Origin of the sequence: Blastococcus saxobsidens (genome assembly GCF_002938435.1) — a bacterium.
Lineage (GTDB): Bacteria > Actinomycetota > Actinomycetes > Mycobacteriales > Geodermatophilaceae > Blastococcus > Blastococcus saxobsidens.
This window is the reverse complement of record NZ_POQT01000008.1, coordinates 126,919-142,903: the sequence shown is the minus strand read 5'-3', so window position 1 is coordinate 142,903 and position 15,985 is coordinate 126,919. Positions and strand designations below refer to the sequence as shown.

General features: G+C 75.1%; 16 protein-coding genes. 7 read left to right on the top strand and 9 right to left on the bottom strand.

Going from position 1 to position 15,985, the window contains the following annotated elements; all coding sequences use genetic code 11:
- Nucleotides 1-9: 9 nt before the first annotated feature.
- Complete coding sequence (locus C5507_RS07470) at nt 10-1,137, bottom strand: glycerate kinase (protein ID WP_242610965.1); 1,128 nt, start codon at nt 1,135-1,137, stop codon at nt 10-12.
- A gap of 39 nt (nt 1,138-1,176) precedes the next feature.
- Between C5507_RS07470 and C5507_RS07465 the strand changes: the two genes are divergently transcribed.
- Nucleotides 1,177-2,364 (top strand): acyl-CoA dehydrogenase family protein, encoded by a 1,188-nt coding sequence (locus C5507_RS07465; RefSeq protein WP_104527890.1) that lies wholly within the window; start codon nt 1,177-1,179, stop codon nt 2,362-2,364.
- Nucleotides 2,365-2,421: 57 nt separating this feature from the next.
- Here the strand turns inward: C5507_RS07465 and C5507_RS07460 are convergent, their stop codons facing one another.
- Nucleotides 2,422-2,682, bottom strand: coding sequence for a hypothetical protein (locus tag C5507_RS07460; RefSeq protein WP_104527928.1), 261 nt, complete (start codon nt 2,680-2,682; stop codon nt 2,422-2,424).
- Between the two features lie 181 nt (nt 2,683-2,863).
- On the opposite strand from C5507_RS07460, the gene C5507_RS07455 reads away from it, so the two are divergent.
- Nucleotides 2,864-3,169 (top strand): hypothetical protein, encoded by a 306-nt coding sequence (locus C5507_RS07455; protein ID WP_104527889.1) that lies wholly within the window; start codon nt 2,864-2,866, stop codon nt 3,167-3,169.
- Nucleotides 3,170-3,210: 41 nt separating this feature from the next.
- Complete coding sequence (locus C5507_RS07450) at nt 3,211-3,975, top strand: esterase/lipase family protein (protein ID WP_104527888.1); 765 nt, start codon at nt 3,211-3,213, stop codon at nt 3,973-3,975.
- Nucleotides 3,976-4,023: 48 nt separating this feature from the next.
- Here C5507_RS07450 and C5507_RS07445 read toward each other — a convergent pair whose 3' ends face one another.
- Entirely contained in the window at nt 4,024-4,959 is a 936-nt protein-coding gene (locus C5507_RS07445; protein ID WP_104527887.1) for an alpha/beta hydrolase, read from the bottom strand.
- Between the two features lie 53 nt (nt 4,960-5,012).
- Nucleotides 5,013-6,509: a flavin-containing monooxygenase gene (locus C5507_RS07440; protein WP_104527886.1), complete on the bottom strand. Its 1,497-nt coding sequence runs from the start codon at nt 6,507-6,509 to the stop codon at nt 5,013-5,015.
- A gap of 92 nt (nt 6,510-6,601) precedes the next feature.
- Here C5507_RS07440 and C5507_RS07435 point away from each other — a divergent pair, with 92 nt between their 5' ends.
- Nucleotides 6,602-7,636, top strand: a complete 1,035-nt coding sequence (locus tag C5507_RS07435) for an AraC family transcriptional regulator (RefSeq protein ID WP_104527885.1) — start codon at nt 6,602-6,604, stop codon at nt 7,634-7,636.
- A 185-nt stretch (nt 7,637-7,821) separates the two neighbouring features.
- On the opposite strand, the gene C5507_RS07430 is transcribed toward C5507_RS07435, so the two are convergent.
- The 4 genes from C5507_RS07430 to C5507_RS07415 form a co-directional block, all read right to left on the bottom strand.
- Nucleotides 7,822-8,601, bottom strand: coding sequence for an adenosylcobinamide-GDP ribazoletransferase (locus C5507_RS07430; RefSeq protein WP_104527884.1), 780 nt, complete (start codon nt 8,599-8,601; stop codon nt 7,822-7,824).
- Nucleotides 8,598-9,143, bottom strand: a complete 546-nt coding sequence (locus C5507_RS07425) for a bifunctional adenosylcobinamide kinase/adenosylcobinamide-phosphate guanylyltransferase (RefSeq protein WP_242610964.1) — start codon at nt 9,141-9,143, stop codon at nt 8,598-8,600. The genes C5507_RS07430 and C5507_RS07425 overlap by 4 nt, the downstream gene beginning before the upstream one ends.
- The gene (bluB, locus tag C5507_RS23300; protein ID WP_104527883.1) at nt 9,140-10,840 is read right to left on the bottom strand and encodes a 5,6-dimethylbenzimidazole synthase; all 1,701 of its coding nucleotides are present in this window, start codon (nt 10,838-10,840) and stop codon (nt 9,140-9,142) included. Before bluB ends, C5507_RS07425 begins: the two co-directional genes overlap by 4 nt.
- Nucleotides 10,841-10,934: 94 nt before the next feature.
- A complete protein-coding gene (locus tag C5507_RS07415) occupies nt 10,935-11,390 on the bottom strand; it encodes a MarR family winged helix-turn-helix transcriptional regulator (protein ID WP_104527882.1) in 456 nt (151 codons plus the stop codon).
- A 21-nt stretch (nt 11,391-11,411) separates the two neighbouring features.
- Between C5507_RS07415 and C5507_RS07410 the strand changes: the two genes are divergently transcribed.
- The 3 genes from C5507_RS07410 (at nt 11,412) to C5507_RS07400 (ending at nt 14,993) form a co-directional block, all read left to right on the top strand.
- On the top strand, nt 11,412-12,455 hold the full coding sequence (locus C5507_RS07410) for an ABC transporter substrate-binding protein (protein ID WP_104527881.1): 1,044 nt from the start codon (nt 11,412-11,414) through the stop codon (nt 12,453-12,455).
- Between the two features lie 85 nt (nt 12,456-12,540).
- Nucleotides 12,541-13,971, top strand: a complete 1,431-nt coding sequence (locus C5507_RS07405) for an APC family permease (protein ID WP_104527880.1) — start codon at nt 12,541-12,543, stop codon at nt 13,969-13,971.
- Nucleotides 13,968-14,993: an acetamidase/formamidase family protein gene (locus C5507_RS07400; protein ID WP_104527879.1), complete on the top strand. Its 1,026-nt coding sequence runs from the start codon at nt 13,968-13,970 to the stop codon at nt 14,991-14,993. Before C5507_RS07405 ends, C5507_RS07400 begins: the two co-directional genes overlap by 4 nt.
- A gap of 66 nt (nt 14,994-15,059) precedes the next feature.
- Here the strand turns inward: C5507_RS07400 and folP are convergent, their stop codons facing one another.
- Nucleotides 15,060-15,938, bottom strand: coding sequence for a dihydropteroate synthase (folP, locus tag C5507_RS07395; RefSeq protein WP_242610963.1), 879 nt, complete (start codon nt 15,936-15,938; stop codon nt 15,060-15,062).
- Nucleotides 15,939-15,985 lie beyond the last annotated feature (47 nt).

Sequence of the window (15,985 nt, the reverse complement as noted above, 5' to 3'; positions counted from 1 at the left end):
CGACGCAAGCTACCGCGGGCCGTCGGCGGGCAGTGCGGCGACGATCATCCGGCCGGCCAGCTCCGCCAGCACCGCAGCAGGCGCGGCCAGGCGGCGGGCGACGTCCGGCTCCACCTCGGTGAGCGCGGAGGCGGCCGCGAAGCCGGCCGGGGCCAGCCGGTCGGGCGCCAGCCGCACGACACCGGCCAGGGCCACGCAGCGCACACCGGCCGCGGCGGCCCGCCGGGCCACCTCCGCGGGCGCCCTGCCCCGTAGCGTCTGCTCGTCCAGGGCGCCCTCGCCGGTGATCACCAGATCCGCGCCGGTGAACGCCTCGTCCAGCCGGATCAGGTCGCACACCAGCTCGGCACCGGAGACGACCCGCGCGCCGAGCAGCGCCATGGCCCCGGCCGCGGTACCGCCCGCGGCTGCCGCCCCCTGACGGCGTTCCACCCATGCGCCACTGGTCCGGGCGAGCAGCGAGGCGTACCGGGCGAGGGCGGCGTCGAGCACCGCCACGTGGTCGGCGGTCGCACCCTTCTGCGGGCCGAAGACCGCTGCCGCACCCGCCGGGCCGGTGAGCGGGTTGTCCACGGCGGTGGCGACGACGACCTCGGTCGCCGCGATCCGCAGGTCCAGCCCCGCCGGGTCGATCCGCGCCAGCGTCGCCAGGCCGGCGCCACCGGGGCCGATGTCCGCCCCGTCGCCGTCGGTCAGCCGCACGCCGAGGGCCTGCAGCATCCCGGCGCCGCCGTCGGTGGAGGCGCTGCCACCCAGCCCGAGGACGATCCGACGGGCACCCTCGTCGAGGGCGGCCAGCACGAGCTCGCCCACCCCGCGGGTGCCGGCGGTCAGCGGAGCGGGCCGGTGCAGCAGCCCCCGCCCCGCGGCCGAGGCGAGCTCCAGCACCGCCGTCGCGCCGTCCACCGCGTAGGTCGCCTCGACCGGGGTCCCGTCCGGGCCGCTCACCCGCACCGTCCGGGCCGACCAGCCGGCCCGCAGTGCGGCGGCCACCGTGCCCTCTCCCCCGTCGGCCACCGGCCGCAGCACCAGCTCGGCGCCGGGCAGCACCCGGCGGATGCCGGTGGCGATCGCGGACGCCACCTCGTCCGCCGGCAGGCTGCCCGCGAACGAGTGCGGGGCGATCACGATGCGCACGACGGGCAGCATGCCCCTGATCGCCGTACGTTCGGGCGCGTGACAGTCGAGAGCCCTGACTTCTACGCCTTCGAGGACCTGCTCGAGCCGGCGGAGATCGAGATCCGGAACCGGGTGCGCGCCTTCGGCGAGCAGGAGGTCCTGCCCCGGATCAACGAGTACTGGGAGCGGGCGGAGTTCCCGTTCGACCTCGTGCCGCTGCTCGCCGGGACCGGCATCGTCGGCGGCACCATCGAGGGCTACGGCTGCCCGGGCATGAGCAACGTCGCCGCCGGTCTGGTCGCCGCCGAGCTGGCCCGCGCCGACGGCAGCATCGGCACGTTCAACGGCGTGCACAGCTTCCTCGCCATGCAGTCGATCGCGCTGCTGGGCGACGAGGAGCAGCGCGAGCGGTTCCTGCCGCCGATGGCGCGGCTGGAGAAGATCGGCGCCTTCGGTCTCACCGAGCCCCAGCACGGGTCCGACGCCGTCGGCCTGGAGACCTCGGCCCGCCAGGACGGCGACCACTTCGTGCTCGACGGCCAGAAGAAGTGGATCGGCAACGGCTCCATCGCCGACTTCGTGATCATCTGGGCGCGCGGTGAGGACGGCAAGGTCGGCGGCTACGTCGTCGAGAAGGGGACGCCCGGCTACGAGGCCACCGTGATGACCGGCAAGACCGCCCTGCGGGCGGTGTGGCAGGCGGAGATCACGCTCACGGACGTGCGGGTGCCGGCGGAGAACAAGCTGGCCAACTGCCACTCGTTCAAGGACGTCTCCCAGGTGCTCGACCGCACCCGGTACACCGTGGCCTGGCGGGCGCTCGGTCTCGCGACCGCCTCCTACGAGCTGGCGCTGGCGCACGCGTTGCAGCGGGAGCAGTTCGGCCAGCCGATCGCCGGCTTCCAGCTCGTGCAGGACAAGCTCGCGCGGATGCTGGCCGAGATCACCTCGATGCAGCTGATGTGCTGGCGGCTGTCCAAGCTCGCCGACGAAGGCCGGATGACCGCGGCGATGGCCTCGCTGGCCAAGATGAACCACGCGGCCAAGGCCCGGGCGATCGTCGCGGACGCCCGGGACATCCTGGGCGGGGACGGGATCCTGATCGACCACCACGTCGCCCGGCACTTCGCCGACATGGAGGCGGTCTTCACGTTCGAGGGCACCGATTCGGTGCAGGCGCTGATCGTGGGGCGCGCGATCACCGGGCTGTCGGCGATCAGCGGGCGCAAGCCCGAGCAGCGCTGAGGCGTCATGGCGGTGGGGCCGGGGGCTCCACCGCCATGAGGTCCGGGGCGGAGGGCGTCAGCGGGCGCTGGTGAGCCGGTTGTCGACGGCGGTGATGCGGGCGCACTCCGGGCAGCCGGTGCGGCCGATACCGACCCGCTCCCACTTCTGCGAGCCCCACACCTGCACGATCGCCCCGCACACGGCCAGCTCCACCTCGCCGTCCAGCTCCACCGGCGGGCGGTGCGCCTCGACGGCGTGCCACGGGTAGGTCTGCTGGGCCTTCTCCGTCCCCGACCAGCGGTCGGGGCGCGCGAACCCTACGGCGTACGTGTTCACGGACACATCCATTCCCGCGACGCCGGCCGGCCAATCCCCACGATCGGGCGAATACGGACGGCACCGGACGGGAACGACGGTCACGCCCCGCAGTTCCGGCGGCGCCGGCCGGGGGCCGGTCACCCGACCGGAGCACCCGGGCGCGCTACCGTCGAAGGCCCCGGTCGGAAGGTGCATGCGGATGGATCCGGTCAGCCTGCTGGTGGGCGCCGCGCTGCTCGGCGCCGGCTTCGTCGCCGGGCGGCTGGGCCGGGGCCGGCGCACGACCCCACCCCCACCGGTGACGCCGCTGTGCGGGTGCGGTCACACGCTGAGCCAGCACGACACGGAGACCAACACCTGCTACGCCGAGCTGCGACGCGACACCTACGACAAGCGCGGCCGCTGGTCGGGCCACAGCTGGGTGCCCTGCACGTGCCGGCAGTACGTCGGCCCGCGGCCGGTCGACGAGGTGTTCGTCCCGCGCGTCCTGCCGCCGGCCGACTGATCCCGCGACTGATCGCTGCCCCGTCCGGGCATCGAGCACCGGTGAGCTCCCGCCCCCGCGGCGCCCGCGCCGACGACCTGCTGGCCGTCACCGAGCCGGCCCGCGCCCTCGTCAGCGCCGGCGCGCTGGCCGCCGGCTTCCCGCTGCTGCGGCTGGCCCCGCGCGGGGAGCCGCACCCCGTGCTGGTGCTGCCCGGCTGGCTCGCCTCCGACGTCTCCACGCGCACCCTGCGCCGCTGGCTGGGCGGCCTCGGTCACCCGACGGTGGGCTGGGACCTGGGCCGCAACCGCGGGGCACGGGCGGAGGTGGTCGAGGGCGTCCGCACCCTCGTCCAGCGGCTGGCCGACCGGCACGGGACGACGGTGAGCATCGTGGGCCAGAGCCTCGGCGGGATCTTCGCCCGCAGGCTGGCCGAGCGCAGCCCGCACCTGGTCCGCCAGGTGGTCTCGCTCGGCTCGCCGTTTGCCGGGGTCGTGGCCCGGAAGCGTGCGCCGTCGGGGGCGGGGATGTACCAGGCCCACCGGGAGCTGCGCGCCGTCGGGACGGTGCGCCGGGCCCCGGCCCTCCGGGTGCCGAGCACCTCCGTCTACTCGCGGTGGGACGGCGTCGTCGACTGGCGGACCTGCCTGCAGGAGGAGGGGCCGATCAGCGAGAACGTGGCCGTGCACGCCGGCCACCTCGGGATGGGCATCGACCCGGCCGTGCTGTGGATCGTCGCCGATCGGCTGGCCCAGCCGCAGGGCGCCTGGCGCCCGTTCCAGCGCCCCACCCGCTTCGGTGTGCGCGCCCTGTTCCCTCCCGACTGACCGGTGCGGCGGAGGACGGGCCGACGTCCTCCGCCGCAGTGCGGCCGCTCAACCGCGCAGGAGCTCCCCGAAGCGGGCGCTGCTCTCGTCGATCGCCGACTGGGCGGCCGGCGAGATCGTCCCCATGTCGAAGAAGCCGTGGATCATCCCGTCGTAGCGCCGGACGTCGGCGGTCACGCCCGCCCCGCGCAGCGCCTCGCCGTAGGCCTCCCCCTCGTCACGCAGCGGGTCGTACTCGGCCGTGACGACCACCGCCGGCGGCAGACCCGCGAGGTCGGCACCGTGCAGCGGCGACAGGCGCGGGTCCATGGCGTCGTCCCAGCCCTCGGCGTAGTGCCCGTAGAACCAGTCCATGGTGTCCTTCTCGAGGAAGTAGCCCGTGGCGTTCTCGATCCGGGACGGGTACTCCCCCTCGGCGTCCACCGCCGGGTAGATGAGGAACTGCGCCGCCAGAGGCGTGCCGTCGTCGTGCAGGGCCTGGGCGACGACAGCGGCGAGGTTGCCACCGGCGCTGTCCCCGGCGAGCCCCAGCCGCTGGTCGCCGCCGAACTCGTCGAGGTGCGCGGCGATCCAGCGCGCCGCGGCCACCGCGTCCTCGGCCGCCGCCGGGAAGGGGTGCTCCGGGGCCAGCCGGTAGTCGACCGCGACGACGACGGCGCCGCTGCCCCGGCAGACGTTGCGGGCCATGTTGTCGTGGGTGTCCAGATCACCGATGACCCAGCCGCCACCGTGGAAGAAGACGACCGTCGGGAACGGCCCGTCCCCGTCGGGACGGTAGACGCGGGCCTTCAGGTCGCCCTCGGCGCCGGGGACGGCCCGGTCCTCGGTCCCGCCGACGGGTACCAGCTGTTCCGGGGTGCGTGCCCCGTGGGTCAGCGCCAGGTACAGGGCGCGGCCGGCCTCAGGGGTGCCTTCGTACATCGGCGGCAGCCCCGCCTGTTCCATCATGGTGAGCATCGCGGCGATGTGCGGGTCGACGGGCACGGGAGTCTCCTGGGAGTCGCGGGACGGACGGGCAGGGTCGGGCGTGTGCGCGGTCATCGGTAGACGAGCGAGGAGTCGTCGAGGTCGACGGCCGGCAGCGCCGTCCGTTCCTGCGCGTACTCGAGCAGGTGGGTCCACGGCTCGCGGTCGCCCTGCTTGAACATCCGGTCGACCGAGCGCATGACGTAGCCGGAGTTGAAGTTCTCCGGATCCGCCCACGGCCGCAGGGGCATGTCCGCGTCCTCCGTACGCAGCGTCGGGACGACGACGGTGGCGCCGCGTTCCTGCATGTGGTCCAGCAGGCGGCAGACGAGGTCGCTCACCAGGTCGGCGCGCAGCGTCCAGCTCGCCCGGAAGTACCCGAACACGTAGGCCATGTTCGGCACGCCGCTGATCATCGTGCCGCGCCAGGTGACCCGACGGGTGAAGTCCACCGGTTCGCCGTCCACCGTGAAGGTGATCCCACCGAACAGGCACAGGTCGAACCCGGTCGCGGTCACCACGACGTCGGCCTGCAGCTCTTCCCCCGAGGAGGTGCGGACGCCGGTCTCGGTGAACCTGTCGATCGTGTCCGTGACGACCGACGCCTTCCCTTCCCGGATGGCGGTGAACAGGTCGCCGTCGGGCAGCAGGGCGAGCCGCTGCTGCCAGGGCCGGTAGGTCGGGCTGAAGTGCCTGGTGATGTCGAAGTCCTCGGGAAGGAGGGGACGCATCGCCTCGAGGAGCATCTCGCGCAGCTCGCCGGGCGACTCGAACGACATCCGGGTGATCTCGTCACCCTCGGCGATGTAGGCCCGGCGGAGGATCTCGTGCGTCCAGTCGTCGGGTACGTCGAGCGCGCGCAGCGTCTCGGCCAGCTCGTGCGTGCGGGGCCGGGCGAAGAAGAACGTCGGGGACCGCTGCAGCATCGTCACGTGCGCGGCGGTCTCGGCCATGGCCGGGACGATCGTCGCCGCGGTGGCGCCCGAACCGATGACGACGACGCGCGTGCCGGCGTGGTCGAGGTCCTCGGGCCACTGCTGCGGGTGCGCGACCACCCCACGGAACCTCTCCATCCCCTCCCACTGGGGGCGGTAGGGCCGGGAGTGGTCGTAATAGCCCTGGCACATCCACAGGAAGTCGGTCGTGACCGTGTGGTCCTCACCGGTGTTCTCGCGGCGGACCTGCACCGTCCAGCGCCGGTCCGCCGACGACCAGCTCGCGCTCGTGACGCGGGAGCGGTAGCGGATGCGCCCGGCGAGCTGCCCCTCGTCGATGACCTCGTCCAGGTAGCGGAGGATCTCCTCCGACGTGGCGATCGAGGGGCCGCGCCAGGGCTTGAACCCGTAGCCGAAGGTGAACAGGTCGCTGTCGGAACGGACGCCGGGGTAGCGATGGGTCCACCACGTGCCGCCCCGGGCGCCGAGGGCGTCGAGGATCGCGAAGGTCCGGCCCGGCAGCCGCTCCCTGAGGTGGTACGCGGCCCCGATGCCCGAGATCCCGGCCCCGACGACGAGCACGTCGACGTGCTCGATCCCCGCCGCCACCGGCTGTTCCGCGGTCACTGTCATGGTCTGCCCCCACTCGCGACACGATCTGGCTCGTCCGCGGAACCTAACGACGGGCGACGGGTGTGAGCCATGGCACAATCGGCCGCCAATTGATGAATTCGGCCAACCCCCGCCACGCCGCTGCCCGGGGCACGGGCAGCGCGGCCCTGATGTGCGCCCTGGCCGAGGAGCACGGCATCCCGCACGTCCGGGTGCTCGCCGGCACGGGCATCAGCGCGGCTGCACTGAGCGATCCCCTGGCCGAGATCAGCGCCGAGCAGGAGGCCCGGCTCGTCGCCACCCTCGCCGCAGAACTGCCCGCTGACGGCGGTCTCGCGGCCGGCACGCGCTACCGCCTGGCCACCTACGGCATCTGGGGGTTCGCGCTCCTCTCCAGCCCGACCCTGCGCGCCGGTCACGAGGTGGCGATGCGCTTCCTGGACCTGACCTACGCGCTCACCCGGATCAGTGCGCACGAGGAGGACGGCGAGCTGTCGCTGTTCTTCGACGACCTGGACCTGACCGAACCCGTCCGCCGGTTCGTCCTGCTGCGCGACACCTCGGCTGCGGTGCAGTTGTGGCGGGAGTCCCTCGGCCGCCCCGTCGTCCCGCTGCGCGTGCTGCTGCAGGTGCCCCGCCCCGCGGATCCGGCTCCGTACGAGGCGGCTTTCGGGGTGCTGCCCCGGTTCGAGGCACCACGGTCGGTCGTGGTCTTCGCCGCGACGCTGCTCGACGAGCCGCTCCCCCAGGCCGCACCGCTCACCGCCGCCCTGTGCGAGGCGCAGTGCCGCGAGCTGCTCGAGCGGCGCCAGACACGCCGCGGGGTGAGCGGTCGGGTGCGCGACCTGCTGCTGCGCCGTCCGCAGGCCATGCCCGGCCAGGAGGCGGTGGCCGCGGAGCTGCACATGAGCGTCCGGACGCTGCGCCGGCACCTGGAGGAAGAGGGCACGACGTTCCGCGCCATCGTCGACCAGACACGCAGGCACCTGGCCGAGGAGCTGCTGGTGACCGTGGGCCTCACCGTCGAACAGGTCGCCGAGCGCATCGGCTACTCCGAGGCCTCGGCGTTCGTGCACGCCTTCCAGCGGTGGACCGGGGTCAGCCCGCGGCGCTGGGCGCGGTCGTCCCGGGCAGCGACGGGAAGCTGAGGACCAGGGAGCTCACGAAGGACAGGTGAAGCCGTTCCAGCGGACGTTGAGCCGCGTCAGGGCGCGGCTCAACGTCCGCTGACGCGGCTCGACCCGCATGTCAACAGGGCGCTGCGGGACTGGGCACGGTCATGCCGGCCCGGGCAGCGACGGGGACCAGGCCGGGTGGCCCGCCCAGGACGTCCTCAGGTCCAGGTGGCGCCGGCGGCGAGGAGGACCAGGGTCGCCGCGGTCCCGATCTCGACGACCGCACCGAAGACGTCGCCGTTCACCCCGCCCAGGCGCCGGGCGGCGTGCGCGGTCAGCGCGGCGGCAGCGACCAGTGCGACCACCACCGCGGCCAAGGCCCACACGGCGTCGGCCGCCGACCCGCCGGACAGCAGCCGGAGCCCGGCGGCGGCGACCAGCAGGAGGAGGGCCGGCGTCCACCGGGTCGCGGGCGAGCCCGCCCCGGCGACCAGGGCACCCAACGAGGAGCCGAGCGCCGCCGGCCGCGCGGCCGCCTGCAGCACCGCGACCCGGCCGGTGGTCGTCGCCAGGAGCACCACGACGAGCCCCTCGGCCACGGTGGACCGTCCCAGCACGGCGGCCAGCGCCGTCACCTGCACGAGCAGACCGCAGACCAGCGCCGCGACGCCGAACGCCCCGACGTCGGGCCGGCGCATGATCGCCAGCGCCTGCTCGGCGGGCCGCCCGCTGCCCAGCCCGTCGGCGAGGTCTGCGGCCCCGTCGAGGTGCAGCCCCCGGGTGAGCAGGGCCAGTGCGCCGACGACGAGGGCGGCCGCGAGCAGTGGCGCCCCCTGCTCCCCTCCGCGCCAGACGGCGAGCGCCGGGAGGAAGGACAGCGCGCCCAGCAACGCTCCCACGACCGGCAGCCAGCGCAGCACCCCGGGGCCGGGCATGCGGGCGGAGGCGGGCACCGGCAGCACGCTGAACATGCCGAGCGCCGCGAGCAGACCGGTCACCGCAGCCGCTGCGGCAGCCCGGCGGTCAGCAGCCACACCCGCTGCGAGGCCGCGGCCACCCGCGCGTTGAGGATGCCCAGTTCGTCGCGGTAGCGGCGGCCGGACGCCGTCGCGGGCACGACGCCGGAGCCGACCTCGTTGCTCACCGCGACCACCCGACGCCGGGTGCCGACCCAGGCGGCGACGACGTCGTCGACGGCCCGCGCCAGCCGCTCGTCGGCGCCCTCGGCACCGGTCCAGACGTCGCAGTCGTCCATGACCCGCGCCAGCCAGGTGGACAGGCAGTCGACCAGCACCGGCGGGCCCGGCTCGCCGAGCACGCGCACCAGGTCGACGGTCTCGACGGTGCGCCAGCTGCCCGGCCGGCGGTCGCGGTGCAGCGCCACCCGCGCCGCCCACTCCGGGTCGCCGTCGTCCGCGGGGAGGCCACAGGCGACGTACTCGACCCGGCGTGCCCGGGCGAGCAGCTGCTCCGCGTACCGCGACTTGCCCGAGCGGGCACCGCCGAGCACCAGCGTGCGGCGGGGGCGCCGCAGGTTCACGACACCCGCCCGGCGGTGCGGCGGGCGCGCAGCGCAGTGAGCAGGAGCTGGGCGGCGAGCGCCGCGCCGACGCCCTCGCCGGCGCGCAGCCGCAGGTCGAGCAGCGGCTCGAGGCCCAGCTCGGTGAGGACCTCCGCGTGCGCGCGCTCCCGGCTGCGCTGCCCGGCGACCAGCGCCGCCTGCGCGGCCGGCTCCAGCCGGACGGCGACGGCGGCCGCCACGGAGGTGACCAGGCCGTCGAGCACCACCGGCACACCGGCCGCGGCGGCGCCGAGCGTGACACCGGCCAGCACGGCGACCTCGGGGCCACCCAGGGCGGCGAGGGCCGTCATCGGCTCGGCCAGCGCGGCGCCGTGCGCCGCCCGCGCGCGGTCCAGCGCCCCGCGCACCACGGCCCGCTTGCGCTCCAGCATCGCGGCGTCGGCCCCCGCGCCGAGACCGACCGCGTCGTCGGGACCGAGACCGAGCAGCCCGCAGGCGAGCGCGGCGGCCACCGTGGTGTTGCCGATGCCCACCTCGCCGAGGCAGACCAGCCCGTGTGCGGCGAGCGCGCGCCCCAGCGCCCGCCCCTCCGCCACCAGCGCCGCGGCCGCGGCGGGGGTGAGCGCGTCGGCGGTGAGGAGGTCGCCCTGCGGGTCCGGGGAGAGGGCGTGGTGGGCGACCACCCGGAGCCCCGCCTGGCGCGCGGTCGACGCCCCGAGCGACTCCCCCGTGCCGGTGGCCGCGAGGACGTCGGCGGTCACCGACGACGGGTAGGCCGAGACGGCGTGCGCGGCGGCGACGGGGTGGTCGCCGGCGACGACCAGCAGCGTGCCGCCCGCGGGCTCGGCGCCCGGCAGCGCGAGCACCCGGTCGACCGCCCGGTCCAGCACGCCCAGCGATCCGGGCACGGCGAGCAGGTCGTCACCGGTGTCCCTGGCGGCCACCACGGCCTCCGGCTGCGGCCCGGCCAGGTGCGAGACCGGCGCCTCGGGGCTCCCGTCGGCCGGCCAGCGCTCGTGCAGGACGACCTCGTCCAGCGGCGCGCGGCTGGACCAGCCGTGCCGCACCAGGCCCGGTTCCGGCGGGCGCTCGTCCGGCCAGCCGAGGCACAACCAGCCGAGGGTCTCCACGCCGTCGGGCAGGTGCAGCAGCGCGGCGAGGTCGGCCGGCCGGAACAGCGTCACCCAGCCCATGCCCAGCCCCGCGGCCCGGGCGGCCAGCCACATGTTCTGGATGGCGCAGGCGCAGCTCCACAGGTCGGCGTCGGGGAACGTCGCCCGGCCGAGCACGCCGGTGGCGTGCGTGCGGCGGTCGCAGGCGACGACGACGCCGACCGGCGCCTCGCGGATGCCCTCCAGCTGCAGGTCCAGCAGCCGGGCCCGCCGGTCCGGGGTGAGCTGCCCGGCCTGGCGCAGCCGCTCCCGGTCGGCCAGCACCGCGGCGCGGTCGCGGGTCTGCTGCCCGGTGACGACGACGAACCGCCACGGCTGGGAGTGCCCCACCGACGGCGCGCGGTGCCCTGCCTCCAGCACGCCGCGCAGCACCTCCGGCGGCACCGGGTCGGGTCGGTAGCGGCGGATGTCGCGGCGGGCGCCGATCACGGTGTGCAGCGCCTCGACCGTGGCCGGGTCGAACGCCCAGCCCGACGGGTCGGCGGCCCGCTCGGCGGCGTGGGTGCGGTCACCGATCACCGGGACCGGCCGGGGCCAGGTCATGCCACCTCCTCCATCGCGTCTCGGGGCACCCTCGCACGAGGCTGCGGACCCGCGGGCACCCGGCGGGGCCGTGGTCGCCCGCGAGCCGGCGGCCTCAGTCCCCGGGGCCGGCCAGCTCGGTCAGCGCCTGGCGCAGCGCCGCCACGCGGTCGGGACCGAGCGCCGCGGCCAGCGACGCCTCGTGCGCCGCGACCAGCGCCTCCCAGCGGTGCAGCCGGGAGCGGCCCGGGTCCGACAGGTGGACGACGACCTTGCGACCGTCCTCGGCGTGCGGCAGCCGGTAGGCCAGCGCCTGGTCGACGGCGGCGTCGACCAGCCGCGTGCAGGTGGGGGCCGGCAGGTGCAGGACCGCCACCAGCTGCCCCATCGTGCGGCCCCCTCCGGCCAGCGCCCGCAGCAACCGGTAGCCGTCCAGCGTGGTGCCGTCCTCGGCCAGTGCCGCGGCGACACCACCGGCGACCCGGCGCTGGGTGACCGTCAGCAGCTCGACCAGGTCGTCGGTGACGCGCTCCTCGCGCGCCCCGACGCCACCGCGAGCTCCCGGGACCATGGGGGCACCATACTTCTCGGTGTGCCCGGCTCCCTCCGTCCGCTGGACCCGTGGGACCTCCTGCTCACGGGTCCGGAGTCCGGGGTGCTGCACGTCGGCCTGGCGGTGCCGCTGTCGGGGCCGCTGGCGCTGACCGCGCCCTCGGCGCTCGACCTGGCCGGGCTGGCCGTCGACGAGGTGAACGCCACGGGTGGCGTGGACGGTCGCGAGCTGCGGCTGGTCGCGGTCGACTCCGGCCGCGCGCCGGCCGTCGTGGCGGCCGAGGCTGCGGCCCTGTTCGAGGCGGGCGCGTTCGACGTCCTGGTCGGGTTCCACACCAGCGACGTCCACCGGGCGCTTGAGCGGGTGCTGCCGCCCGGGGCGCGCTACGTGTTCACCCCGCCGCACGAGGGCGGCCGCCACCGGACCGGGGTGGTGCGCACCGGGGTCTCCCCGGCGAACCAGCACGCCGCCGCGCTGGCCTGGCTGGTCCGCCACCGCCGCGCCCGTCGCTGGGTGCTCCTGGGTACCGACTACGTCTGGCCGCGCGCCGTGCACCGCGCCGCGCACCGGGCGCTGGCCGGCACCGGCGCCGAGGTGGTCGGCGAGGCGCTCGTGCCGTTCGGCCCGACGGACATGGGCCCGCTGCTGGACCTGGTGCGGCGCACCCGCGCCGACGGGGTGCTGCTGAGCATGGTGGGCCGTGACCTGGTCACGTTCAACCGCGAGTTCGTCCGCGCCGGGCTCGACCGGCGGGTGGTGCGGCTGTCGGGTGCGCTGGAGGAGAACGGCCTCTACGCCGTGGGCGGCGACGGCACCGGCGAGCTCTACGCCTGCATGCCGTCCTTCGCCTCCGGCGGCAGCGGGCCCGACGAGGCGCAGCTCGCGCTCGAGGAGCGGCACGCCTCCCGCTCCGGGCCCGACGCGCCGGTCGTGTGCGCCTACGCCCGCGGGCTCTACGACGGCGTCCGGCTGGCCGTCTCCCCCGGCGGCACGCGCCGGGCGGCCCGCCGCACACCCGCTGCCCGGCTGGCCCGCGCCGAGGGTCTGGCACTGCGCGAGATCCCCGGTCTTCTCACCGCTTGAGACGGTTACTTCCAGATGGAAGGAAAGCGTCCTACTCTGCTCGCGCCCCGGCACAGGCCGGGAGGAGAGACGGAGCAGACCGCCCATGAGCGAACCCCGCACCACCCCCGGTCCCACCCTCGGCGGCGTGACCCCTGCCGCGAGCGAGCAGGGCGTGGAGTCCTTCGGCTACGAGCAGGAGCTCAAGCGTTCGCTGAGCTTCACCGACCTGCTGGTCTACGGCCTGGTCTTCATGGTCCCCATCGCGCCGTTCGGCATCTTCGGCGGCGTCTTCCAGGCCTCCGGGGGCATGGTCGCGCTGGCCTACGTGGTCGGCGGGCTGGCCATGGCGTTCACCGCCGCGTCCTACTCCCAGATGTCGCGCGCGTTCCCGATGGCCGGATCGGTCTACACCTACGCCGGCCGCGGCATCGCGCGGCCGGTGGGCTTCATCGCCGGGTGGATGGTCCTGCTGGACTACCTGCTGATCCCCGGCCTGCTGTACCTGATCTCCGGTTTCGCCATGAACTCGATCGTGCCGGGCGTCCCCGTCTGGATCTGGGTCGTCGCGTTCGTCGTGCTGAACACGGTGGTCAACTACTTCGGCATCGAGTTCACCGCCCGCGTGAACAAGGTCGTGCTGGTCGCCGAGCTGGTCGTGCTGGCGGTCTTCCTGGTCGTGGGCGTCATCGCGCTGTCCTCCGGCGAGGGCCGCGGCTGGGACCTCACCCCGATCTACAACTCCGACACGTTCTCCCTGGAGCTGGTGTTCGGCGCGGTCTCCATCGCCGTGCTGAGCTTCCTGGGCTTCGACGCGATCTCCACGCTGGCCGAGGAGAACCGGGAGTCGGCGCGCTCGCTCGGCAAGGCGATGATCGGCGCGCTCGTGCTCGCCGGGACGCTGTTCGTCGTACAGACCTGGGTCGCCGCGCTGCTCGTGCCCGACCCGGACACGCTGATCGCCGAGGGCGACGCCGCCGGCACCGCCTTCTACGACGCCGCCGGGGTCGCCGGTGGCGCGTGGCTGGCCACGCTCACCGCCGTGGCCACCGCCATCGCCTGGGGCTTCGCCAACTCGCTGGTCGCCCAGGCCGCCACCTCCCGGCTGCTGTTCGCGATGGCCCGTGACCGCCAGCTGCCGGGCTTCCTGGCCACGGTGCACCCGGTCCGCCGCGTGCCGGTGAACGCCACGTTCCTGGTCGCCGCCATCTCGCTGGTGCTGGGCATCTACATGAGCACCCGCGACGACGGGATCACGCTGCTGTCGACCCTGGTCAACTTCGGCGCCCTGTCGGCCTTCCTGCTGCTGCACGTCTCGGTGGTCGTCCACTACGTCGGCCGGCTCGGCAGCCGGAACTGGTGGCTGCACCTGGTGGTGCCGGTCGTCGGGTTCGCGATCCTGGCCTACGTCGTCTACAACGCGCAGGTGGCCGCGCAGGAGCTCGGCTTCGTGTGGTTCGCGATCGGTGTCGCGCTGCTGGTCTTCCTGCTGGCCACCGGCCGCAAGCCCGAGCTGAAGACGGAGGAGAACCTGTGACCCTCGAGGTCGTCCCGCTCGACCCCGGACCGGGCCAGTACCGCTACACCTTCGGCGGAGCGCCGGAGCCACTGCTGCGGGTGCGGCCGGGCACCGTCGTCGAGCTCACCACCGAGGACTGCTTCGGCGGCCGGGTGACCGGCACCGGCGACCTGCCCAGCCAGGTCTGCGACTTCTCGCAGCTCAACCCGGTCACCGGCCCGATCCACGTGGAGGGCGCGGAGCCCGGCGACACGCTCGCCGTGCACTTCGTGGAGATCGCACCGGCCCGCGACTGGGCGGTGTCCACCACGTTCCCGCACTTCGGGGCGCTCACCGCCACGCACAGCACGGCCATGCTGCACGACCCCCTGGAGGAGGTCGTGTGGGTCTACGAGGTGGACCGGGAGCGGGGCACCTGCCTGTTCCGGCCGCGCCGCGGCGGCCCGGAGGTGGAACTCCCGCTCGACCCCATGCACGGCACTGTGGGCGTGGCGCCCGCCGGCGGCGAGGTCTTCGCCACCATCACGCCGGGGGCGCACGGCGGGAACATGGACACCCCGGAGCTGCGCGCCGGGACGACGGCGTACTTCGGCGTCAACGTGCCCGGTGCCCAGCTGGCCATCGGGGACGGGCACTGCCGGCAGGGCGAGGGCGAGGTGTGCGGCACAGCCGTCGAGGCGGCCATGCGCACGGTCGTCGTCGTCGACCTGATCAAGGGCGCGGGCACCCCGTGGCCGCGGCTGGAGACCGACGACTTCCTCATGTCGACCGGCTCGGCCCGGCCGCTGGAGGACGCCTACCGGGTGAGCCAGCACGACCTGGTCACCTGGGCCGCCGAGCTCACCGGGTGGGACACGCTAGACGCCTACCAGCTGGTGAGCCAGGCGGGTCTCGCGCCGGCCGGCAACGTCGTGGACACGAACTACACGATGGTCGCCAAGCTGGCCAAGCGGTACCTGGGCACCGAGGGTGTCCGCGTCGCCGACGGCGTGCACGACCGGCTGCGGCAGACCGGAGCGGCCTACCTGGCCCAGCGCTGAGGCGCACGGGTCGTCGCCGTGCCGGGAGGTCGGCACGGCGACGACCCGGCACCGCGAGCGGCCGGGTCAGGCGTGCGGCGGGAGCGCGGCGAGCAGGCGCACCGCGTCGGCGCTGGCGGCGGCGTCGTGCACGCGCACGCCCCACGCGCCGGCCCGCGCCGAGACCACCGTCGTCGCTCCCGTGGCGGCGTCCCGCCGGTCCGCCGGCCGGGGCTCGCCGTCGGCGTCGGCCAGGACCGCGCCGAGGAAGCGCTTGCGGGAGGCGCCGACGAGCAGCGGGAACCCCAGCGCGGTCAACTCCTCCAGGCGGGCCAGCAGCGCGAGGTCGTGCTCGGGCAGCTTGGCGAAACCCAGCCCCGGGTCGAGGACCAGCCGCTGCGGGTCGACCCCCGCGGCCAGCGCCGCGTCGACCCGGGCCAGCAGCTCCTCGCGCACCTGGGCCACGACGTCGCGGTACTCCGCACCGGCGTACATCTGCCGGCTCGGGCCCCGCCAGTGCGTCAGCACCCAGGGCACCCCTGTGGCTGCGACGACGTCGGCCATCGCCGGGTCCGCCAGCCCACCGCTGACGTCATTGACCAGCACGGCACCGGCGTCGACGGCTGCCTCGGCGACCGATGCGCGCATGGTGTCCACGCTGACCGCGATGCCGGCCGCCGCCAGCTCGGCGACGACCGGCCGCACCCGCCGGAGCTCCTCCGCCGCGTCCACCCGGCAGGCGCCGGGACGGGTCGACTCGCCGCCGACGTCGACGTAGTCGGCCCCGGCCGCCGCGAGGGCCAGGCCGTGCTCGACGGCCGCCGCGGGCGAGGACCAGAGCCCGCCGTCGGAGAACGAGTCGGGGGTGACGTTGAGGATGCCGACGACGACGCACCGCCCGTCCGGCGGGCGGACGATCGCCGGCGTCCGGACGACGGACGGCCGGGCGGTGGCCTTCATCAGCATCCGTCCGCTCCTCCTCGTCCGCCGGGCCGGCTCCGAGCAGCCGGGCT

Excerpts from the sequence above, each read along its gene's own strand:
- C5507_RS07455 (WP_104527889.1), top strand. The coding sequence starts at position 2,864 with ATGGATCCGGTCAGCCTGCTGGTGGGCGCCGCGCTGCTCGGCGCCGGC.
- C5507_RS07440 (WP_104527886.1), bottom strand. The coding sequence starts at position 6,509 with ATGACAGTGACCGCGGAACAGCCGGTGGCGGCGGGGATCGAGCACGTC.
- C5507_RS07435 (WP_104527885.1), top strand. The coding sequence starts at position 6,602 with ATGAATTCGGCCAACCCCCGCCACGCCGCTGCCCGGGGCACGGGCAGC.
- bluB (WP_104527883.1), bottom strand. The coding sequence starts at position 10,840 with ATGACCTGGCCCCGGCCGGTCCCGGTGATCGGTGACCGCACCCACGCC.
- C5507_RS07415 (WP_104527882.1), bottom strand. The coding sequence starts at position 11,390 with ATGGTCCCGGGAGCTCGCGGTGGCGTCGGGGCGCGCGAGGAGCGCGTC.
- C5507_RS07405 (WP_104527880.1), top strand. The coding sequence starts at position 12,541 with ATGAGCGAACCCCGCACCACCCCCGGTCCCACCCTCGGCGGCGTGACC.
- folP (WP_242610963.1), bottom strand. The coding sequence starts at position 15,938 with ATGCTGATGAAGGCCACCGCCCGGCCGTCCGTCGTCCGGACGCCGGCG.